Consider the following 23,358-nt stretch of genomic DNA (forward strand, 5'->3'; position numbering starts at 1 on the left):
GAACAACGATGAAAAAAATCAATAAAACTATCGTCATGCTACTTTCTCTCGGCACCGTCTGGAGTTCCTGTTCCAAATATCAACCTCTGGAATATGCCGTCGAAAAACCGGAGAAAGTGCTGGCGCAGGAAGATATAAACGCCTACGATCCCCTGAAAAGTTATTTGGATAAACAGGCAAACCCAGGCTTTAAGCTTGGTGTGGCGCTCAATATGAACGACTATTTTAACAAAGGGGTTCTTTACCGTCTGGCCAACCGTAATTTTGAAGAGATGGTCATGGGCTATGAAATGAAGCATGGCTCCATTGTACAGGCCGACGGAAGCCTTAATCTGGCGCGCGTAGAGCAGCTTATCGCGGCCGCACAGGAAAATAATATGGCACTGTATGGCCACACGCTGTGCTGGCATTCGGGACAGAATGCCACTTACCTGAATAAGTTAATCGCCCCTGTGGTGATACCCGGTTCGGGGGGACCAGCCCTCGCTGGTCATGCGTTAAAAATGAGCAATCCTTCAGTTGTCAATGCCTGGGAAGCACAGACAGCCACAGACATTAACCCGACGGAAGTAGGGAAAGAATATGTATTGAAGATTGTGGCCCGGGGTAGTAAAGCGGGCAACATGGGTATCGATCTGCAGAGCACCTCCAATTATACTGGTGACAATATGGGGTCATTAGCATTAACAACAAGCTACAAAGAATACGAACTCAAAGTTACCGTAACTGCTGCGCGGAATCGTTTTATCATCAATTTTGGCCAATACGATGGTACCATTTTCATCGACAAGGTCGTGCTGACAAAAACAGGTAGTTCCGCAAGCCTTATTGCCAACAGTGATTTTGAAAGCAATATTGACGGCTGGTTTGGCTGGGGAAACAATTCTTTAAGAGCACAGTCCGCCAATGGTGAAGGTTATGGCAGCCCTGGGGGCAGTACGATCGAGAAAACTCCTGCCGAGAAAGAAGCCATACTCACCAAAGCGCTGGAGACATTTATTGCTGGCATGCTTGAGAAAACCAAAGGCTACATCAAAGCCTGGGATGTGGTCAACGAACCGATGGCCGACTGGCCGGACCAATATGCCTTAAAGACCGGCATCGGAAAAACCGACCTGGCCGATGACGAATTCTACTGGCAGGATTACTTAGGAAAAGATTATGCCGTCAAAGCCCTCCAGTTTGCCCGCAAATATGGCAATGCCAATGACCTCCTATTCATCAATGACTACGGCTTAGAAGGCAGTGGCAACAAATGTAAAGGGCTGATCGCCTATGTTAACTACATCGAAAGCAAAGGGGCCAAAGTTGATGGGATCGGCACCCAGATGCACATCGATATCAATACCAGCAAAGACAATATCGTCACTATGTTCAATCTATTGGCCGCCACTGGCAAGCTGATCAAAGTGTCTGAGCTCGATATTGGTCTTGGAAACGGCATAATGACCAGCAATGCCACAGCTGAAATGTATCAGAAACAAGCTGACCTGTACAAATTTGTCGTTGCGAAATACCTCGAAATTATTCCCAAGGATAAGCAGTACGGTATTACCATCTGGAGTCCATTGGATAGTCCAGACCAGGAAAGTTCATTCTGGAGACGCGGGGAGCCCATCGGTTTATGGACCGAAGGATTTGTTCGAAAGCCAGCCTATCAGGCAGTTGCTGAGGCATTGTTGGCTAAAAAATAAGATCATTAATCACCCTTAAATATTTAAATTATGAGAACAAACAACATGTGGTTATTGCTGGTCTTTTTATTAGCTATTTTTTCCAGCTGTTCGCGGCTGGAAGAAAAAACGCTAACCAGCGAATCCGAAAGAAGTCTTAAATCCAATGTTTCCGCCCAAGCTGTTGCAAGCTGGCCACGGCCAACCCCGACCCTGCATGTAGGCGGAAAGTACCTCAAAGATCCCTGCGACAATAACGTTGTCTTGCATGGGGTAGCCATTACGCCAAGCCCCTGGTTCAATGGCTGTCAGTATGGCGCCAACTCGGGCTACTGCACCTGGGACAACTACAATGTGCAGGGAGCACTCAATTACAACAAAGCGGTCATGGACAAGCTGAGCAGTGCTGCAGATGGCTGGTATCTTAATTACATTCGTCTACACATTGATCCTTATTGGACCAATGATCCGGGAGCTCCCATTCCCGAAGACAATATTTCAAGGTTCAACTACAATCGCCTGGTTACCTACACCGACCAGGTCATTATTCCTTTGATCAATCATGCCCGCAGCCGGGGTATGTATGTTATCTTGCGCCCTCCGGGTGTATGTCCGCACCGTATTGCAGTAAATGATGCCTATCATACTTATCTCAAAACCGTATGGACTTTCCTTTCACAGCATCCTGCATTGAAAAATGCAGACAACGTGATGTTTGAATTGGCCAACGAACCGGTTGAAATCCTCGGAACAAATGGTAGCTGGGGGATGACAGGCAATGAGCATTTTGCTGCGCTGAAAAATTTCTTTCAGCCATTGGTCAATATCATCCGTAACAACGGTGCCAATAATGTCTGCTGGATACCAGGTACCGGTTGGCAGTCCCATTATCAGGGCTATGTCACTAATCAGATTACCGGCGGCAACATCGGCTACGCCGTACATATCTATCCGGGATATTGGGGTGGTGTCAATACCTATCAAGCTTTTCAGAATGCATGGAATACCAATGTTAAGCCTATTGCTGACATCGCCCCGATAGCCATTACCGAAACCGATTGGGCCCCACAGGGATACGGTACCTTCGGTACCGGAACTACTGGTACAGCGGGCGGAAACGGTTTTGGTGCCAATCTAAAATATATCGTCGATCAATCCGGCAATGTGAGCTGGAACCTTCTCGCTCCGGACAATCTGCTTCACAAAGGAGATCCCAATGCTGGCACAGCCTATAACAACGATTGGGAGGCTTGCGCTGCTCCTGCTAAACAGTGGTTTCAGCAATATGCCGCCTCCAATTATCCTATGTCTAACTGCACCGTCACTAGTCTGGTCAATAATGGCATTTACGAGATTGAATTTCAGACCGATGCCAACAAAGTCCTTGATTTAAAATCAGGGGAAGATTCCAACGGCGCAGTACTCAGACCCTGGACCAGAAATGGCGCAAATGCACAGCGCTGGGTAGCCATAGATGCGGGCAACGGGTACTGGCGCTTTGTTTCCAAAGCAAGTGCGAGCAATCGATGCGTTGATCTGGCGAGTAACAGCAATGCGCTCGGAACGGCTATCCGGCTCTGGCAGGACTATGGCAATGATGCTCAGGCCTGGAAGGTAACGGCTGTAGCCAACGGCTATTACAAAATTACCTCAAAGGTAGATGCCACACGTGGTTGGGATGTGCCCAACTGTACCATGGACGGCAATTCGAACTTACGGCTTTGGGATTATTACGGCACATCCTGTCAGTTGTTTAAGTTCAAATTTATCGCTATGAACTAATTATCATCCCTTACACTTTTTTCGCGGTAAGTATTACTTATCGCGAAATACTTTAATTTTAAAACATGAAAAGCTTCACGATGCTGCAAACACAATTTAAAATTCTGCTATTGATCTTCATAGCATGCATTTTTTCGGGTACATCCACCTTTGCCCAAGACAAGAATTTCCATATCTATCTTTGTTTTGGTCAATCCAATATGGAGGGACATGGCCAATTCGAACCACAGGATACCATTGCTCGCAAGCGATTCCGTGTGCTGTCGGCAGTAGACTGCCCCGAATTAGGACGGCAGTATAGCAAGTGGTCTCCCGCCCGCGCGCCGCTCACGCGTTGCCACACCGGACTTACACCTGCAGATTATTTTGGCAGAACGCTTTTGGAAAACCTTCCCCAAAATATCGAGATCGGTGTCATCAACGTTTCGGTTGGCGGTTGCCATATTCAGTTATTTGATCAGGATAGCACGGCAAACTATGTCACCAGGGCACCGGAGTGGATGAAATCCATGCTTGCTGCTTATGACAACAATCCCTATGAGAGACTGGTCGCGCTAGCCAGGATAGCACAGCAGAAAGGTGTTATCAAAGGTATTTTACTTCATCAGGGCGAGTCCAACACTGGTGATCGGCAATGGCCCAATAAAGTAAAAAAAGTCTATGAAAACCTCTTGCACGATTTGCACCTGAAAGCCAAAGATGTTCCGCTACTTGCCGGCGAACTCCTATCGGCCGAAGCCGGAGGTAAATGTGCGAGCATGAATACAATCATCCAAACACTGCCCGCTACGATCCCAACTGCCCATATCATCTCCTCCACAGGCTGTGAAGGTATCGGCGACGGACTGCATTTCAGCCCTGCGGGGTACCGACAGCTAGGCAAAAATTACGCGGCAAGCATGCTTAAATTGCTACAGAAAAAATAAAGCATGGACGCGGTAGGCTGTCAGGCGCAGTTAAAATTATGTTCAATCAAACAACAACATAGCAACTTACAGGTCGCTAAGCGATTTCTAAAACAGTAGCTATGTTGTTTTGAATAAAATGATCCGGCAAAGTGACTTCCAGCATATTATCAAGCTGTCTGAATCCTATTTTATCAGCGCTTCCAAGTAGGCGAATAGAGTTAATTGTCCGGGAATTGGGTGCCGAACGGCCCAATGACTTAATTTTAATTTGTTTTTCGGTCGGCATCCCCATAATAAAGGCATACAAGACATTTCCCCTTGTCGTAAAACGGACATCATCGCTGGTAAAAGCCTTTCCCTTTCCTTCGTTGAAGCCCTGTACACTCAATGAAGGAGCCTCCTCCTGCGCGGGTCCTTCGCCAAAGATAAACCATGGTCTCGTTCCAATGATGGCTTCTTTATGTACATCCATCCAGTTTCCTATTCCCTGTACCACTTCCTTTGCTTTATCGTCGATAGAACCATCGCCGCGCAAGGGTACGCTTAATAGTAAATTACCATTTTTACTGACCACATCAATCAACATATGAATGACGGTTTTAGCCGATTTATATTGATTATTATCATAAATCCGGCGGTCATAATGCCAGGAGCCTATGCAAGTACAGGTCTGCCAGGGCTGTGGTTCAATAGTATTGCTTTGACCCCGTTCGATATCCCATACCAGGCATTTCCGTTGTTGTTCGTTCAGAATTTTGCCATTGATCACCACATTGACCTTACCCTTATTGGCATGCATGCTCTTATTGTAAAAATCGGCCGCGATCTCCAGTCCAACATTACTTATTGGATAAAGTGGTAGCACAGTATCATCAAAGTAAACCATGTCAGGTTTGTAGTTGTCCATCAGTTCCAGGGTGCGTGCTTTAAAATTTTCACAGTACGCTTTGTTAGGTACGCTCACGCCGGAGGCGACATCCCAATGCCACTGCCGATGAACCGTGTTGTCGTCTTTGCTATCCAAACTAGGCTCATGATCCTGTGCGTAGAGTTCCTGTGGATCGTAATCTGCCCACCATTTTCCAGCGCCATCTTTCTTTGTCAACTTCCCATCGTAAGGTACTCCGGCAAACTTTCCAGCTTTATCACTTCGTTGCGCTGTTTCGTACCAGGTCCAGGCATGCGCTGCGTGAACGCTCACACCAAATTTGAGCCCTCGTTTTTTAGCAGCACGCTCCCAGCCGCCAACAATATCTTTCCTAGGGCCAACGTTGAGACTATTCCATTGATGATGACTGCTACGATAAAGATCCAGATTATCGTGATGGTTGGCCAGGGCCATAAAATACTGGGCACCCGCACTTTTATAGAGCTCCATCAGCTCTTCGGGATTCCAATTTTCAGCTTTCCATTGATGGATCACATCCTTGAAGCCAAAAATGGACGGATGGCCATATTTTTCGAGATGATAGCGGTATTGATCGGATCCTTCCTGATACATGCCGCGTGCGTACCAGTCGCCCCTTTCGGGTTGGCACTGCGGCCCCCAATGTGCCCATATACCAAATTTGGCATCCCTGAACCAATCAGGTACCTGATAGTTTTCAAGTGAGCGCCAGTCGGGATGAAAAGGAGCTTTCCCCAGATACGCATGTGCAGCGCTAAATTTACCAAGGAAAAGGGTCGGAATAGTTGCACCGAGAAACTTAATAGCTGTTCTTCTGTCCATTGTAGGATGATTTTTTGATCACAATGCCTCACACCAAACGTGCCCGACAAAGAGATTTAGTTTATAATTTGTTATCTTTTTGAATACCAAAAGTAGTTGTATTGAACCTTTTCATTCGATTGCTCTTCAAAGAAGGTGCCCTAAAAAGGACACCCCCACCTAACACTAACTACGAATAAATAAAACATATATTTTCCAGATCAATTGTTCATGTCATTACCTTTCAAATTTTTGTTATTGTCCAATTCGGACTGCGGAAAAGGATAGTACATCGCTTTGGCGGACCAGCCTCCTTTTTTTAAGGGTTCCAGCCAGGTTGGATTGGCCATCCCCCATCGCAACAGGTCAAAATACCGTTGATATTCACCCAAAAATTCAACAAATCGCTCATGCACGATAATATTTTTGATCGTATTTAAAGGAATACCATTTTTTACTAAACCCTGCGCGATCAATCCGTCTACGTCGGGGATCGTCCCATTGGATTTTTGGTACCACAGGTGTGGCTGCTCATCGGGAACGATATTATTGGCGCGTTTACGCACCAGGTTGATGTATTGCTTTGCTCCGGCTATGTCGCCACGTTCGTTGAGACACTCGGCATACAGTAGCAGCACATCACTATAGCGAAAAATACGATCATTGTTGCCATTATCAAAGTCCGCTATCTGAACATCCGGACAATATTTCCGTGTACCAAAGTAATCTTTATTGGTCGCCAGGTTTTTCATCCAGTCTGTATAGTTCGTGACCTTACCATCCAGTTGTGTAAACTTTGCGCCATTCTCGCACCATAACGTCATATATTTGCGAGGGTCTCCATCTTCAAATTCATCGTGAGCCATTTTATTGGGAGCCAGATTCCACCAGGCACCACCTGTTCCGTCAAACATTCCGATTTCCTGCCAGCGCCATGAACTTGAAATATCGTCCCCTAGCCAACCTGGCCCATTATAAAGCTGTATCTCAAAAACAGACTCCTGATTATTCTCTTTCGTTTCCAAAAAATTATCTCTGTAAGAAGACATCAATTGATACTCCTTGCTCTCAATAACGCCTTTCAATTGGATTTCGGCATTTGCAAAATCCGCGGTTTGTCCTTTTGCTAGGATGGGTTTATAAAGGTAAGTTTTAGCTAGATAAGCCTGAGCAGCACCTTTGGTTGCCCTACCGATCATTTTACTGTCGGCATAAAGTGCTGCGCGCGTTGGCAACAATTCTGATGCTTTCTTAAAATCATCCACGATCAGCGCATATACTGCACCCGTAGGTGCGTTGCCTGGATAATAATCTTCATTTGTTTCAACAGGTTTATTCATTAGCGGAATAGTTTCTCCAAACAACATTCCCAGGTGTAAATAGTTCAGCGCTCTCAAAAAATGCGCTTCCCCCAAGAGTCTATTCTTTCTATTCTGGTCTATTTCGCCCTCAAACTTCTGAATACGGTCGATGGCTAAATTAGCCGCAAACACACCGTTCCAAAAATCTCTCCAGGTCTGGGCTGTCATCCCATCGCTTGCAGGGGTATTGTAGCTATCCTGATACATGGGTTCCCATTTGAAGGTATGATTGTAATCATCACCAGGCGCTAAAAGCTCAAAATACAAACTACGTGCATATCCCCCCTGCGTACGGCCGATCAGGGCCTGATAGGCAGGTATGACCGAGTTTTCCAATTGATCTGCTGTCTTATAATAGGTGTCTGTCGACAATTCCTGCGGGTTGGAGAGATCCAGATTCGGCTTGCAGCTCGAAAACTGTATCAACAAAGCAGCAGCTGCGAGTTTTATATACTGTCTATTCATGATGTCGATAAAGCGGTTAGAATGTAAATTGAATACCCATAAAATACTCTCTTGAATTTGGGAAGCTCAGTCCCCATGGTGTTTGTCCATCGATTCCGCGGCTCAGATTGGAGCGGGTATCTCCCGACCCCACTTCTGGATCATAACCCGAGTACTTGGTAAAGGTCAGCAGGTTTTTTGCGCCGACATAAAACCGCAATCGGTCGATCTTCCAGCGTTCAAGCCTCGGGCTAGAAAAGCTGTAGCCAATGTTGACGACTTTGAGCCGCAGATAAGAACCATCCTCCACAAACCTATTAGACGCCCTTAAATTCTGATTGGGATCGCCGAGTACAGCACGAGGAATATTGGTGTCTGTATTTTTTGGATAGACGGTCGTTTCACCGGATACCGGATTTTTGAAGACAAGTTCTTCTGCGCGGTAGCGATCTAACGTTGAGGCAAAATTATTGTAGTAATGGTACATTCCCTCGCCCCAGTAGCGGCTATTGTTGTAGATGTCGTTTCCTTTGCTCCCCTGCCACATCATTGACAGATCAAAGATCCCAATAGCACTGTTGTAGTTGACATCAGCATTGAAACCGTAGCTAAAATCAGGTATTGGGCTTCCTAAAAAGTCCTTATCCTGATCATTTAAGACCTTGTCTCCATTTCGGTCATTGAAGCGTACATCGCCCAGTGCTGCATGGGGTGCAAAAGCTTTATCGGCATCCAATTGCGTCTGGCTGGTGTATAGACCGTTGGTTGTATAGCCCCAAAATTCCCCTATCGAACGGCCAACGGCGGTCCTTGTGACATTTTCTCCCCCAGGCGAAATACTTCCCCATAGAATTTCATTATTGTTACCCAGGCTCAGGACGCGGTTTTTCACAAAAGAAATATTGGCACCGATATGATAGCCGAAATTACCGACCTGATCTTTATACGATGCCAGGATATCCCAGCCCCGATTCCGTATGCTGCCGGCATTCAGCACGGGAAAGTTGTTGACATACCCGGCTGTGAACGAAATGGGTACATTGATCAGCATGTCCTCCGTCTTTTTATTATAGTAATCGACAGTCAGAGCCAATTTATGATCAAAGAGTTCCAGATCGAGACCAAGGTCAGTTGAGTACTGACTTTCCCATTTTACATTCGGATTGGAGGGTGTCTGCGGCAGCGCACCGGTAACCATCACATTGTTCAGATAATACCAGACATGGTCGAAACTAACCGTCCGCTGATACTGATATTGTGCGATATCCGAATTACCCAGAAGCCCATAACTACCACGGAGCTTCAATTCGCTGATTGCAGGAAATGCTTTCATAAATGATTCCTGACTGATCCGCCATCCTGCCGATACCGAAGGAAAATTTCCATAGCGGTATTGATTACTGAAGTTGGCCGATCCATCTCGCCGCATGTTAAATGTCAAGAGATAACGATTGTCATAATTATAGTTGACACGGCCCAGCATGGAATACATAGCCGACTGTCCTACACCCGACCCCACCAGGCGGGAACTTGCCAAGGAAGCCGAATTGAGGATCAAAACATCTGGACTTGGCAAACCACGGGCACCGGCATTGACCGCATTGTACCTGGATTCTTCGGAAGTAATCCCCGCCAAGGCCGAAATCGCATGTTTACCAAAATTATTTTCGTAAGTCAGCGTATTTTCAAATAGCCAGCGGTTATTCTGACTGCTAGAAATATTGAGTTCATCAGGGCTATGGTTCTGATATTGACCAACGGAGTAGTTACCTATATAGCCTTCATTACGTACGCGGCTGAGATCTACCCCCATATTAAATTTATAAACCAGTCCTTTTATGATCTCATAGGTAGCCCAGGCATTGCCGTTGACCGAAAAATTGTCATTGACGTTTTTGTTGAGGTACGCATTTGCCAAAGCACTCTGCACATCAGTTCCGTTGCCAGCCCCAGCAAAGCCGGTACTACTGTTAGCATCATATAACGGTAATGTGGAGGACCACTTTTGCGCATCGATGATATTTTTGTCGCTCCAGTTGCGGCGGGTATAACCTAAGGAAAGTGTTTCGCCTATCTTAAGTTTTCCTTTGGTAAAATCAGAGATGAATTGGGCTCCATAATACTTGTTCTTGTCCTGAATAATAATGGATTTATCTGTTGCATAAATACCGCTCAGCCGAAAATTGGCATTTTGAGAGCCACCCGAGACCGAGAGATTATGCCTTTGATAATTGCCCGTTTGTAACAGTTCATCCATCATATTATACCCTTGCCCGATGGCTGACGGTTTAGACAGCGCGTCCAGATAGTCTTTGCGCGAAGGATCTTTATTGTACATTTCCTCATTAATCAATTCAGCCAGTTGCTGTCCGTTCAGCAGGGGTACATTATGGGAAATATTTTTGGTGCCGGCGAAAGCATTGTAATCGAGCTTCACATCCCCGGCTTTACCGCGTTTTGTGGTGACCAAAATAACGCCATTGGCCCCACGGGCACCATAAATAGCGCTTGATGCAGCATCTTTCAATACCTGAATACTAGCGATATTATTTTCGTCGGGCATCGCTCCTCCGATCATTCCGTCCACCACATAGAGCGGATCAGTTCCGTTAATGGATCCAACGCCACGGATGCGGATAGCACCATTGGTTACCTGCACCCCGGGCACAGCACTCTGAAGCGTGGCAATTGTTCCTCCGGGTACTTTTACAAGATCTTTGGTGTCAACAACAGCAATAGAAGACGTCAGATCGACCTTCTTCTGCTTACCGTATCCCACCACTACAACCTCATCTACCGCAATTTCTGCGGCTACAAGCGGGATACTGATTTCTGATGAATTACCGATTACATATTCAACATGGTTATACCCTACATTGGATACAATAATGATTTCGCCTGGATTGAGCTTGAGTACAAATTCGCCTTTCTCATTTGTTGATGTACTGAGGGTTTTGTCCTTCACTTTGATCGATGCCCCTATTATGGGTTTCCCTTGATCACTTACGATCTTTCCATGGATGACCTTTTCTTGAGCGGACAGTCGGCCAATGGACATTAACATGGAAGCCATTAACAACCACTTCACTTTCCTATTCCTTTCTTTAGGAAAACAAAAGAAAGAAGACACATAATTTCTGTTCATAATCTTATTTAAGATAAATGTCTTTTTGCCCCTAGAGGCGAGTACTTGGTTATTTATTTACACGAATTGGTTATTACTAGCATGCTGACTGTAGGCGCTAAAATATACAAGATGCATCGCTAAAAATTCATTGTTCCCTTTATCCGATCATTCATAAGAATGAGCTAGCTATTCGCCAATTGGTTATTAAGCAAAGCTATAGGTTTCAAAAAAATGACCTTGCAACAAATAATTAAAAGAAGGGTAAAAATGTCTAAAACCAGTAAATAACAGATTAATCCCGGGTTTTTTCAATGCAAGTTATTCCCTTCCCCCAATTTGATCCACAAGAGACATAACCAATAACGCATCAATAGATGCTGGGTCATATTCACCGATAAATTTGCCACAAATTAAAAGGCGGTATTTGACCTGAAAAATAGGAAAATAATAAATGTAAAAAAAACACTTAAAAATAATTTCGTAATTTATATCTTTGGAGTACCAGTACATTAGTACATCATAACCAATAACCAAATAGCTGTATATTTTTATCATTCAGCTGATTAGATATCATAAATTTAAAATGAAATTAAACAGCCGTCTTTCCCACACGATCCTTGCATTGTTCTTTTGTTCCTCTTTATTTGCACAGGCCTCCAAAGAGCTCAATTATTTCGATCTACAGGATGTCCGATTATTACCAAGCCCCTTTTATCACGCCCAACAGCTTGATTTGCAGTATTTATTGGATATGGATCCCGATCGTCTCCTCGCTCCATTCTTGAGGGAAGCGGGATTAAAAGTCGTTAAAGAGTCATATACCAACTGGGAAAATACGGGCCTGGATGGACATATTGGTGGTCATTATCTTTCCGCGCTCGCCAATATGTATGCCTCCACTGGAGATCTACGTATCAAAGAACGGCTTGATTACATGATTGTAAACCTGAAGCGCTGTCAGGATGCAAATGGAAATGGCTATATAGGCGGTGTTCCGGGCGGCAAACGTATCTGGGAAGAAATTCATGCCGGAAATATCCAATCGAGTACGTTTAGCCTAAATGGCAAATGGGTACCCTTGTATAATATTCATAAGACTTATGCTGGCCTGCGCGATGTCTACTTGCTGACCGCCAACCAAAGCGCTAAAAATATGCTTATCGAGATGACTGATTGGGCCTGCAAATTAGTTTCTCATCTCTCAGACACGCAGATACAGGATATGCTGCGCAGTGAACACGGTGGACTCAATGAAAGTTTTGCGGATGTTGCTGCAATTACCCAAAATCCCAAATACCTGGAGCTTGCGCGAAAATTCTCTCATCAGTCTATCCTGGTTCCCTTAACAAAACACCAGGATAAATTAACGGGCTTACATGCCAATACACAGATTCCAAAAGTCCTGGGTTTCGCCCGGATTGGGGAACTCTCCAAGGATGTGGAATGGACCGGCGCCATACGCTACTTCTGGGATAATGTAGTATTGCATAGATCCATTGCCATCGGCGGAAATAGCGTCAGTGAACATTTTAATCCAACAAACGATTTCTCAAAGATGGTTCAGAGCATCGAAGGCCCCGAGACCTGTAACACCTACAATATGCTGCGGCTCACGAAAATGCTATACCGCACAGATCCACAGGCCAAGTACATTGATTTTTACGAAAGGGCATTATACAATCATATTTTGTCGAGCCAGCATCCCGAACATGGGGGGCTTGTATACTTTACGCAGATCCGTCCAGGACATTATCGCGTCTATTCGCAACCGCAGACGAGTATGTGGTGCTGTGTTGGGTCGGGCATGGAAAACCACGCCAAGTATGGCGAAATGATTTATGCGCACAAACAGGATGACTTGTACGTCAATCTCTTTGTTCCCTCCCAATTACATTGGAAAGAAAAGGGCATCGAGATTATTCAGGACAACAACTTTCCAAAAGAAGCGTATACCTCGCTGATCATTAATTCCAAAAGAAAACATGAATTTACACTTTATCTACGTAAACCTAAATGGCTCAAAGATAATCCTATAATTTCAATAAACGGAAAACCTTATCCCGCTACGGATTCCACGGAAACACATGTCATCATAAAACGAGTCTGGAAGCCCGGTGATCGCCTGCGTATGGAATTGCCGATGGAAATCCAGATTGAACAGTTACCTGACCAGAGTAACTATTACAGCATATCCTATGGGCCTGTTGTGCTCGCTGCACGTTCGGGAACGAGTGATCTCACAGGACTAAAGGCCGACGATAGCCGGATGGGTCATATCGCATCCGGAAAACAGATCCCATTGCGCGATATCCCTATCCTTGTCACTGATCCTAAAGCGATCCCGACACTTATTCATCCGATCCCTGGCAGACCATTGCATTTTACACTCAGAGGACTTCGTCAAGGGAAAGACACACTAAACATGGAACTTGAACCTTTCTATAGTCTTCATGATAGTAGATATATTCTGTATTGGCCACAAACAACTGCCAGCCAACTTCAACTCCTGCAGGATAAAATTGAAAGGGATGAACGCGAAAGCCTTGCCCTCACTGCAATCACGGTGGACAAGGTGATTGCGGGTGAACAACAGCCGGAATCGGATCACTTCTTTCGGGAAGAAAATAGCAAGGCCGGGAGCACTGACGATACGCGCTGGCGTGAAACCACCGGCTGGTTCAGTTACCAGCTAAAAAATACAGACGCTAATGCACTATACCTGAAATTTATGACAGATACTGCGCTGCGAAGTACCGAAATCATCGTCAATGGAATCCTTGTTGAAACCCTAAAGAGCACCGATAGCAGTGCTATTGTTACAACCTCGCGCATAAAGCTTCCCAAAGGAAGTACCGCTATGTCGACAATAGAGGTAAAAATCAAGGGGACATTAACGTCCCCCAGTCATAAAATTTTAGAAATACGGACACTCCGCTCGGATGAATAAGCCCATCAGTTAACGCTATAGGATACCGTGGCGGCTTTCAGCCAGGGGGAGCTCAACCGAATGGTAATCTGGTCACCTGATTTGCCCGTTGATTGTACATAAACGATCATTTTGCCTTGATGGCCCCGTTGTTTATTATCCGTATAATCGCCCATATCAGCATTATTTCCGGCCTCCATACCCAATAAACGCGCATTCCCGGCAATATCGCAGGTAATTTCATCCTCCGAAAGAACCACGGGAATGCCCTTATCATCGACAAGCTGCACCATCAGCTGCAGCATCTCCCCTGCTTTGATCAACGGATCCCCAACAGGCATAGCCTGAATGGATGCTGGCCGCTGGCTAGATTGAATTGCATGGCGGACAACTTCTTTTCCATTGCTGTCCAGCCCGATCGCTTCCAGTTTACCAGTGGCATAAGGGATATCCCAAAAGATAATTCCTGTTTTCGCATCGTATTTTTTCTCATCACCCACGGTCTGCCCATTCAGTGTTAGTCGGGCTGCAGCACTATTGGTATAGCAGACCACCCGGATCAGCTGACCGTCCTGATAATTCCAGATCGGCCAGGCATCCATGGAGGGGCTTTCGTTCTTTCGTTGTTCCTGCTGAGCTTCCAGAGCGGACCACACATCTGTTGTACCAGTTGCCCCGGCCAATGGATAGGTTCCCAAATAAGCCATGGGTTTTTCTGCCCACAAAGACTGGCGAAAATATCCTCTGGGCTTGATAAAGCCAGCAAAATCAAGTAAGCCCGAATAAAAACCGCGCGAAGGCCAACGGCCCGATTCGCCCAGATAGTCGATCCCCGTCCACAGGAACTGTCCAAATATATGTGCATTGTCGCGTACAGCCAGCCACGCCGGAAGATCATGCCGATTTTCACTGCCAAATATGACACGCGTTGGGTAACGCTGGTGGTCTTCCTGATATCGGCTCTCCGTATAATTGTATCCCGCAATATCAAGCGCTCCGGGGTAGGCCGTTTCATTAGACATCGCTACACCCGCCAGGCCTGCTGTTACCGCCCGGCTGCGATCGTATTTTTTTACCACAGCAACCAGGCGTTTGGCAATATCCCCCAAACGCATGGCGTCCGGTGCATCTTTCTTATAACCGCCATAAGAGGCCTGGGTAAAACCACCTTCTTTTTTCTCGCCATTCAAAATCGGATGGGAATAGGGATCATTGGGATAATCCACTTCATTGCCTATGCTCCAGGCAAATATCGACAGGTGATTCCGGTCCCTTTGAACCATATCGGCCAAATCCCGCTCCCCCCACTCTTCAAAAAAGTCGTAAGCTCCCTCAAAACCGGGTACCCCTGCATTCCAGCCCTGCAGCCACTTTCGCTTCGGAAATTCCCACTCATCAAATGCTTCATCCATGACCAACAGGCCCAGCTCATCACATAAATTATAAAGTGAGGTCGCCTGTGGATTATGGCTCGTACGCACGGCGTTAACACCAAGAGATTTCAGTGTGAGTAAGCGACGCTTCCACACTTCGGTATAGACCTCGGCACCCAGTACGCCGGCATCGTGATGCAAGCAGACACCTTTCACTTTCATCCATTGGTTGTTTAAGGCGAAGCCTTTATCCGGATCAAAGGTAAAGGTCCTAAAACCGGTCTTTACTTCGGACTGATCTATCTGTTTACCTTTTTGCCACAGTGTTGTCCGCAAGGTGTACTGTATAGGCTGCGTTAAGTTCCACAGCTTTGGATTTGATGCTGTCAATTTCAGATCTAGGCGTGCTCTATCAGCAGCAGCGATAGTAAGCTGCCCGGATTTTTTCTCAACGAGCCTGCCTTCGGCATCAATGAGCTCCTGCTGCACGGTAACTGGGCTTCGCAAGGACGAACTGTTGACCACCGTAATTTCGGTATTGAGTACTCCTTTTCCACCCTTAAGTTCCGGATAGGCGTATACCCCCCATTGATCCAGATGTACCTGATTGGCCTTGACGACCCAAACATCCCGGTAGATGCCAGATCCAGTATACCAGCGCGAATCCGCGCTTTTGCTATGGTCGACTTTGACCGCAATGGTATTTTCCTTCCCAAATTCAATATACGGGCTGATATCATAGGAAAATGATACATAGCCATTGGGGCGCTTACCGACAGATTTGCCATTGACAAAGACTTCACTGCGGTTGTAAACACCTTCAAAATAAAGAAAGATCTTCTTTCCTTGGTCTTCAGCAGGTATGGTCAGCTGTTTTCGGTACCAACCTATCCCGCCGGGTAAATATCCCGTGGCGCTGGCCAGATTTGGACTCAAGGGGTACTTTACGCCCCAATCATGGGGTAGTCTAACCGATTTCCAGGCCTGCTCGTTTAGTGCTGTTGCGCTTTGCCCTGCTCCTGCGGTTTCTAACTGGAACTGCCAGTCTGCATTGATACGCTGCGCGACACCAAAACCCGGCTGTGCGTAAACGGAGCTCAGCCCGATTAAAACTGACGCCGCAAGGATCGCTATATTTTTAATTATTATGCTCATGTTATGTAGTCGTTTAGGTTGATCTGATTGCTATTAATGGGTTGGAATGACAGGTACGATCTGGCCATTCGCATCGAAATAAAGCCGATCCATGCATACTTCCCGATGGAAACCTGCTGCATCCCCCATCCTGATCCCATTTGGATAATTAAACCGATGATAGACAATATACCATTCGTCGGTTCCGGGCACCTGCAAGACCGAGTTATGACCAGTACCATAGATTCCTTTCGCCGGATCTTTTTGCAAGATCAGATTGTTCTCAGGCACCTGGATTGGCCCATAGGGAGAGGTTGATGTCCCATAGCGAACCCGGTAATTCTCGCTGCGGGTATCATCTTCTGACCAAAGAAAATAGTATATTCCATTGCGAAAGATCACATATACCCCTTCACGAAATGTTTTGTCGGGTGTCAATACCTTTATTGTATTCTTTTTGATGGAGACCATATCTTTATTTAGTTCGGCAACGGCAAGGTAGCCGTTCCCCCAATACAAATAACTTTTACCTGAGCGGGGGTCATTGAACACTGCGGGATCGATCTCCTGCCCGCCAGTTACGCCGGGAGGTTTGAAATCGATCATGGGGGTGCCCGAGTCCTTGAAGGGTCCCGTTGGCTGGTCCGCTACGGCGACACCGATTTTCTGCGCCGCCGTAAAATAGTAGTAATATTTATAGTCGCCTTTGACTTTTTTCTCGGTGATCGTTGGTGCCCAGGCATGCCGTGGTCCCCAGGCAACATCTTTTTTAAGATCCAGGATGACGCCCTCATCCTTCCAATGGATAAGATCGACCGAGGAAAAGGTTTTAAAATAGAAGCCACCCCAGCCATCAAATCCATCACTTGTTGGATAGATATAATATCTTTTGGTTTTGTTGGCGTAAAGAATATCGGGATCTGCATAGAAGCCGTCCAGAATGGGGTTCCTTTTCAGCGCAAAAGGTATATCCTTGGGTTTGCCCCAATGAGAGGTCAAATGAAAAAGCTCCTCTCGGGAAAGGGGTATGATGTTTCCATGACGGGGGTGAAAATCCATATCAATCTCCTGATCGATCACTTTAAAACGATCGAGATCATCGGAAATACAGAATTGGTATTTTCCTTTACCATACACATCATACATCAGGATATATTGGTCCGACTGGTTTCGCTTGAAGACACTTGATCCCTCCACGGCATCCTTTGTTTTCTGCTTATACCCATCTTGTTCGATCCATTTTCCCGAAGTCAGGGAATCGGTCATGGCAAGCTTGATCCCATTACCGTGCCCTTCAGTTTTGTAGAAGAGGTAAAAGAGGCCATTCTTCTCAATAATATCGCCATCAATACAGGATTTACCATTTTTAGGTACGAAGAGCACTTTTGGTTCCGTTTCAAAATCGGTAAAATCTTTATTCGCATAGGCATAATAGATGATGTCCGGACCATTCCCATGCTGCATGGACCAATAGACCATATATTTTCCTGCTGCCGAATCAAAGATTGTCTGTGGCGCCCATACGCGCTTCAGATCTTCCTGCCCACTGAATCGCTGCTGGAAATCAATGGCCCGATGTGACCAGTGCAGCAGATCTTGCGATTTTAGCAGCACCATACCGCGATTGGAATCCCAGCCTTTGGAGGAGGTCATATCGGTCAGCACCATATAGAATGTCTTTCCATCCTCAGCACGTAGAATATGCGGATCCCTGACACCCCCGGTTTTACTGATGGTCTTCGAATCCAGTACCGGCCGATTACCGTTCAACGCACGGTAGGTATAGCCGTCGGTACTAATGGCAAAACAGACCGCTTCATCTGCCACAGCATTGCCCTTAAAATAAGCGAATAAATAACCGGCAAAATCCTTTTCGGTCGGCCCTTGCCTATATTCCTGCGCGTATGCCGATACCACAATATTCATCAATAAAAATGCTATAATCGTAAATCGCATGTATAAAATAATTTAGTAAAAGGTTGCTTGATCTGACAAAGATGCACTGGTTCCGAAAAGGGTCCCAGCGCATCGAGTAAGTCTCTTTTTGATTAATTAAAATTAATAACCGGGATTTTGTTCCAGTTGTCCGTTCGAGGACAAAATCTCTGCACGCGGTATCGGGAGCCAATAATGTTTTTCTTCAAACCGGCGGCCCGATAATGCCTCTTTTCGCGTATAGGTAAGCCCATTGTTTCCTTTTGTCACCGTCATTCCCGAGGCTGGTACATTTTCTGTTATGTTGGCGATTTTCCATCTTCTTACGTCATAAAAACGGTGTTCCTCGAAGGCCAGCTCTATCCGGCGCTCGTAGCGCAACAATTTTCTAAATTCATCTTTCGATTGTCCAACAGGGATTTCAGGCATCTCTACAGAAGGTCTTGTCCGAACTAGATTTAACGCCTGTCTAGCTGTAAGACTACTACCTGCGGGTAGCATATCCGGACCGTAGGCTTCATTAGCCGCCTCTGCAAAATTTAACAGGATCTCAGCATAACGAAAATAATTCCACGGTTGAAATCCCGCATTTCCCCAAGGATTTTCCAGGGGATATGCATCATTCATAAACTTGCGCAGATAATAACCGGTTTTCGATGTGTTCCAGTTATCCCTTCCCTCCCTGCTATCCTGTCCGCCCGGTATAAATGTTTCAACCGCGCGCCCTCTGTACATTGAACCATTATGTAAGATTGTTGCATCAAAGCGTGGATCACGATTTATATAGGGATTATTGGGATCGTATCCTGAAGCAGTATTGACAGTTCCATCCTCATTCAAGGGAGCTAGACCATTTTTCATCTGATAAGCGTCCACCAGATTCTGGTAAGGCGTATTTCCACCCCAACCCCCATAGCCGTTCGGTCCGTTAGCAATTTCTAAATGCACATGATTGGCATTTTTGGTATAATAACGGGCGAAAATAGTTTCCGGATTCCGGTCAGTCAAAAATAGAGACTGGTATCCGCCTGTATACAGGCTGTATTTATTTAGCGCAATCAACTCTTGTGCTGCCTGAGCCGCAGCAGCCCAGGTACCCGCGTTATAAAGCGGGCTCGCTGCATACAGCAATAGTCTTGATTTTAATGCCATTGCGGCAGCCTTCGTAGCCCGGCCGGTAACCCAGTTGTTGTCATTGTTATCCAGCGGAAGTTTTTCAATCGCTTCGTCCAATTCTCTGATCACATAATCCATTCCTTCCTGAATAGACTTCCGCTCAAAAAGGCTTGCAGCACTTAAGTCATCTTTCAGACCATACACGGTATCGCCCATCAAGACAACCCGACCAAAGTTACGAATGAGATCATGATACCGAAATGCCCTGATAAACTGTAGTTCACCTTCCAGATGCCGTTTATGTGAAGAACTCATCTGAATAGAAGTTAGTACTTTTTTCGCATAATTACACTCACGGATACTGCGGTAGCTACGGGCCCAAAGTGATCCGGCAGCGCCTAAATTTTCAGGCGATAACTGCCCCCGAATAATGAGCCAAGTATTATCATCATTGGTGTACATGGATTCATCAGACAGTGAAGACCAAAGGGCGTATTCAAATCCACGTCCAAACCCCGGATTAGTCCCGTCAGCCTCATTTGATATAATTTTTTCACCGATGTATCTGTTGATAATAAAAGCTTCCAATACAGCTGTATCTGTCTCAATTGCTTCTGTCGATATTCTGTCTGTCGCCGTAACATCCAGTAGATTTTTGTTGCATGCGGAGAAGATTGTCAGTCCCAAGCCCAAAGGCACAATATACTTAGTTATAGATTTCATTGCTTAAGTTCCTCTTTAGAATTTTAAATTTGCACCTACATTAATAATACGTTGCTGCGGATAGAATTGACCGCTACCGCTATCCCCTTCTGGATCATAATCCTTCACTTTTGTGATAGTCAATAGATTAAATCCGTTGACATAAAATCGAAGTCCACCCAGTTTCAATCTCGATAAGACCTCATTGGGCAATGTATACCCTATCTCGACATTTTTTAAACGTAAAAAGGAAGCATTATTCAACCAAAATGTACTATTATACAAGCCACCGCTTACAGCCGAAGAGGCGCGTTCAGGTACTTTCGGATAGTTTCCGTTCGGATTATTGACTTCATTGAATCGATTGTCGGCCCAGGTACTGTAGAAGTTCCCTACTGTTCCGGACTCTGGAAGCACGTGCTGACTTACTTTAGCCTGCCCGGCAAAAAGAATGGAAACATCTACATTTTTATAAGCGGCATTCAGATTAAAGCCGTATGTAATCTGGGGAATATTTCCATATTTTGTCCGTATCATATCATCTGCCGTTATCTTACCATCTTGGTTGTAGTCCTGATAAATCAAATCCCCGACCTGTGCTCCGGGTGCCTGTGGGGCCGCAGCGAGATCTGCTTCGGTCCGGTTTAATCCAATGGCGTTATAGAGCAGATAGGTTCCCAGCGGTCTTGATGTCTTGCGCTGATAATCCAACGTACCGCTGGCCTCATCAATGAAGATAATTTTACTTTTGGCAAAGGTAAAATTACCGGATACTCCCCAGCTGAAATCGCCCGGTTTTTGATACGAAAAAGTTCCTTCAAATCCTTCGCTATTCACCTTGCCAATATTCTCCGAAGGGACCAGCGGTTTGGAGCTGTTCTCTTTGTATGGATTGACAATACCTGAAGTTGCCGGAATCGACGCATTTCTTTCCGTCAGAATATCCGATCTCTTTTGTTTGAAATAAATGGCCTCTATCGTGAAATTCTTGAGAAATTGTGCATTTAATCCTACATCGAGCTTCTTGGACACCTCCCAAGTAATCGCCGGATTTGCTAATTTGGACAATTTAACATTGGGTTCTATCTGGCTTTTATCATTGAGAAGCGCGACCAGGCCATTTCCTACCAAGGTATAGTTATCGTAGAATTGGAATCCGTCGACATTATCGTTACCAAGGGTACCATAAGAGGCGCGAAGTTTTAGGTCATCTAAAAATCCGATCTTGTCTGCAAACCAATCTTCTTTACTGATACGCCACCCTGCGGATATGGAAGGGAAATATCCCCATCGCTTGCCTGACGGAAAAATGGAAGAACCATCTGCCCTGAGCTGTCCTTCAAACAGGTATTTTTCATCATAATTATAAGCTATCCGGCTAATGATACTCTGTCTCGTATAATTAGAACTATAACCTGAATTAAGATAATCTGTCGCAGCGGATCCACCTTGTGATAATTCAGGCAGCTGGTTGGAGAGATAATTAAAACGCTGCGCGTCAAAATATTCCAAATGCCTTTTACTTTGCTCATATCCCACAAAAGCATTGATTGCGTGGGCACCAAAGGTCCGTTCAAAATTCAGTTTTATATTACTTGTGATCAAGGATTCATTGGTATGTGATTCGGTCAATGTGGCCTTATTGTTATTGCCGCCGACAATAGATTCCTCGTAAGTGTTTTTTGCCTGGTCATAAGCATTTAACACGTAGGGCACACTGAAGTTTTTGCTGAAATTTGCGGATTTGTCCACCGAAAGAAAACCATCAACGGATAGACCTTCTACCCAAGGAAGCTGATAGCTTGCTTTGAGTATGCCGTTGAAGACCTGTTTGGGATTATCCACGGTCCCACCGATATCCGTGCCCATTAAGGCGGGATTGGATCCCTCAATACCCCGCGTCGGTAAGCCATTTGGATAATATGCGCTTACTGTAGGATACGCTCTATATATGGAACGAAAAATATCTCCGGCAGATGCGATGGGGAATTTACGGTCTTCCTGTCTTCCCGAAAGAGAGAGTCCGACCTTAAAGCGATCGGTTACATTGGCTTCGAGATTTGTTCTGAAATTATACTGCTTATATTTTGTGACCCCATTTTTGTATAAACCATCCTGATAGACCGAACCCAGAGACATAAAATATCGCACATCTTCGGTCCCGCCTGCGACAGACAGATTGTGCTGACTTTGTATTGCAGCTTTTTTCAAGGTGACATCTGCCCAATCGGTATTGGGGTATAACAGTGGATCAGATCCGTCTCTAAATTTTTGAATCTGTTCTGCTGAATAAATCTGATTCATTCCTCCGGAAGAACTATTTCCATAAGCAATTTCGTTCCTTAAAATGGCATAAGTTGCGGCATCAGCCATTTTAGGCAACCGTGTCGGCGAACTGACACCGAGATTTCCGCTATAGGTGATTGAAGGTTTGCCACTTTTTCCACGTTTGGTCGTGACTAAAATAACCCCATTTGCTGCCCTGTTACCATAAATTGCCGCTGAAGCATCTTTCAGTACCGAAATACTTTCAATATCGTTTGGATCCAGACGCTCCAGGCCGCCTATTTGTCCGGGTACACCATCTACGACAACCAATACATCATTACTTCCTGTAGTTGCCTGTCCACGTACCGTAATGGATGAACCGTCATAACCGGGCTCACCGCTCCGGTTGTTGATTACCACGCCAGAAAAACGTCCGGCGAGTGAATTGGATAAATTAGGCTGTGGACTTTTCACGATATCTTTACCTTTCACTTCAGAAATGGAGCCCGTTAACGTTGCTTTTTTTTGTGTACCATACCCCACCACCACGACATCTTCTAGCACACGGTCATCTTTTTCAAGCCGAATTGTCAGATTTGTAGTTTCGTTCATGGGGACTCTGTAGGTCTTGTAGCCAATGAAGGAGACAACAAGCACGCCTTTAGCGGCACTCAATTCAAATTTTCCCGATTTGTCTGTTGAAGTCCCTTTCGCCCCGCCTTCCATAATCACAGTTGCACCTGCGATAGGCTCGTTGGCCATATTCAGGACCTGTCCCGAAATTTTCCCCTGGGCGTATAACAATGTTGGCGCAACGCTCAACACCGTATACAAAGAAACAATTTTTAGGTTGTTCATAAATTTCTATACGAATTAAACAGTAAATAATACAATCTGGCCA

11 protein-coding genes are annotated in these 23,358 nt (G+C 45.5%); 4 read left to right on the top strand and 7 right to left on the bottom strand.

Annotation, left to right across the window (positions count from 1 at the left end; all coding sequences use genetic code 11):
* Positions 1–8 precede the first annotated feature (8 nt).
* The 3 genes from LC454_RS23830 (at position 9) to LC454_RS23840 (ending at position 4,381) form a co-directional block, all read left to right on the top strand.
* Positions 9–1,694 (top strand): endo-1,4-beta-xylanase, encoded by a 1,686-nt coding sequence (locus LC454_RS23830; protein ID WP_223584951.1) that lies wholly within the window; start codon positions 9–11, stop codon positions 1,692–1,694.
* Between the two features lie 30 nt (positions 1,695–1,724).
* The gene (locus tag LC454_RS23835; protein WP_223584952.1) at positions 1,725–3,455 is read left to right on the top strand and encodes an RICIN domain-containing protein; all 1,731 of its coding nucleotides are present in this window, start codon (positions 1,725–1,727) and stop codon (positions 3,453–3,455) included.
* Between the two features lie 65 nt (positions 3,456–3,520).
* The gene (locus tag LC454_RS23840) at positions 3,521–4,381 is read left to right on the top strand and encodes a sialate O-acetylesterase (RefSeq protein WP_223584953.1); all 861 of its coding nucleotides are present in this window, start codon (positions 3,521–3,523) and stop codon (positions 4,379–4,381) included.
* Between the two features lie 76 nt (positions 4,382–4,457).
* Here the strand turns inward: LC454_RS23840 and LC454_RS23845 are convergent, their stop codons facing one another.
* The 3 genes from LC454_RS23845 to LC454_RS23855 form a co-directional block, all read right to left on the bottom strand.
* Positions 4,458–6,092 (bottom strand): alpha-L-fucosidase, encoded by a 1,635-nt coding sequence (locus LC454_RS23845; RefSeq protein ID WP_223584954.1) that lies wholly within the window; start codon positions 6,090–6,092, stop codon positions 4,458–4,460.
* 200 nt (positions 6,093–6,292) lie between these two features.
* Complete coding sequence (locus tag LC454_RS23850) at positions 6,293–7,897, bottom strand: RagB/SusD family nutrient uptake outer membrane protein (protein WP_223584955.1); 1,605 nt, start codon at positions 7,895–7,897, stop codon at positions 6,293–6,295.
* A gap of 16 nt (positions 7,898–7,913) precedes the next feature.
* Positions 7,914–11,021 (bottom strand): SusC/RagA family TonB-linked outer membrane protein, encoded by a 3,108-nt coding sequence (locus LC454_RS23855; protein ID WP_223584956.1) that lies wholly within the window; start codon positions 11,019–11,021, stop codon positions 7,914–7,916.
* Positions 11,022–11,586: 565 nt separating this feature from the next.
* Between LC454_RS23855 and LC454_RS23860 the strand changes: the two genes are divergently transcribed.
* A complete protein-coding gene (locus LC454_RS23860; protein WP_223584957.1) occupies positions 11,587–13,950 on the top strand; it encodes a glycoside hydrolase family 127 protein in 2,364 nt (787 codons plus the stop codon).
* 5 nt (positions 13,951–13,955) lie between these two features.
* On the opposite strand, the gene LC454_RS23865 is transcribed toward LC454_RS23860, so the two are convergent.
* The 4 genes from LC454_RS23865 to LC454_RS23880 form a co-directional block, all read right to left on the bottom strand.
* Entirely contained in the window at positions 13,956–16,457 is a 2,502-nt protein-coding gene (locus LC454_RS23865) for a sugar-binding domain-containing protein (protein ID WP_223584958.1), read from the bottom strand.
* 33 nt (positions 16,458–16,490) lie between these two features.
* The gene (locus tag LC454_RS23870; RefSeq protein WP_223584959.1) at positions 16,491–18,392 is read right to left on the bottom strand and encodes a family 43 glycosylhydrolase; all 1,902 of its coding nucleotides are present in this window, start codon (positions 18,390–18,392) and stop codon (positions 16,491–16,493) included.
* A 102-nt stretch (positions 18,393–18,494) separates the two neighbouring features.
* Positions 18,495–20,210, bottom strand: a complete 1,716-nt coding sequence (locus LC454_RS23875; RefSeq protein ID WP_223584960.1) for a RagB/SusD family nutrient uptake outer membrane protein — start codon at positions 20,208–20,210, stop codon at positions 18,495–18,497.
* A 15-nt stretch (positions 20,211–20,225) separates the two neighbouring features.
* Positions 20,226–23,315, bottom strand: a complete 3,090-nt coding sequence (locus LC454_RS23880) for a SusC/RagA family TonB-linked outer membrane protein (RefSeq protein ID WP_223584961.1) — start codon at positions 23,313–23,315, stop codon at positions 20,226–20,228.
* Positions 23,316–23,358: the final 43 nt, after the last annotated feature.

Origin of the sequence: Sphingobacterium sp. GVS05A, assembly GCF_019969845.1 — a bacterium.
Taxonomy (GTDB): domain Bacteria; phylum Bacteroidota; class Bacteroidia; order Sphingobacteriales; family Sphingobacteriaceae; genus Sphingobacterium.

Coding starts and splice junctions, on each gene's coding strand:
- LC454_RS23855 (WP_223584956.1), bottom strand. CDS start 11,021: ATGAACAGAAATTATGTGTCTTCTTTCTTTTGTTTTCCTAAAGAAAGG.
- LC454_RS23880 (WP_223584961.1), bottom strand. CDS start 23,315: ATGAACAACCTAAAAATTGTTTCTTTGTATACGGTGTTGAGCGTTGCG.
- LC454_RS23850 (WP_223584955.1), bottom strand. CDS start 7,897: ATGAATAGACAGTATATAAAACTCGCAGCTGCTGCTTTGTTGATACAG.
- LC454_RS23860 (WP_223584957.1), top strand. CDS start 11,587: ATGAAATTAAACAGCCGTCTTTCCCACACGATCCTTGCATTGTTCTTT.
- LC454_RS23865 (WP_223584958.1), bottom strand. CDS start 16,457: ATGAGCATAATAATTAAAAATATAGCGATCCTTGCGGCGTCAGTTTTA.
- LC454_RS23845 (WP_223584954.1), bottom strand. CDS start 6,092: ATGGACAGAAGAACAGCTATTAAGTTTCTCGGTGCAACTATTCCGACC.
- LC454_RS23840 (WP_223584953.1), top strand. CDS start 3,521: ATGAAAAGCTTCACGATGCTGCAAACACAATTTAAAATTCTGCTATTG.
- LC454_RS23870 (WP_223584959.1), bottom strand. CDS start 18,392: ATGCGATTTACGATTATAGCATTTTTATTGATGAATATTGTGGTATCG.
- LC454_RS23875 (WP_223584960.1), bottom strand. CDS start 20,210: ATGAAATCTATAACTAAGTATATTGTGCCTTTGGGCTTGGGACTGACA.
- LC454_RS23830 (WP_223584951.1), top strand. CDS start 9: ATGAAAAAAATCAATAAAACTATCGTCATGCTACTTTCTCTCGGCACC.
- LC454_RS23835 (WP_223584952.1), top strand. CDS start 1,725: ATGAGAACAAACAACATGTGGTTATTGCTGGTCTTTTTATTAGCTATT.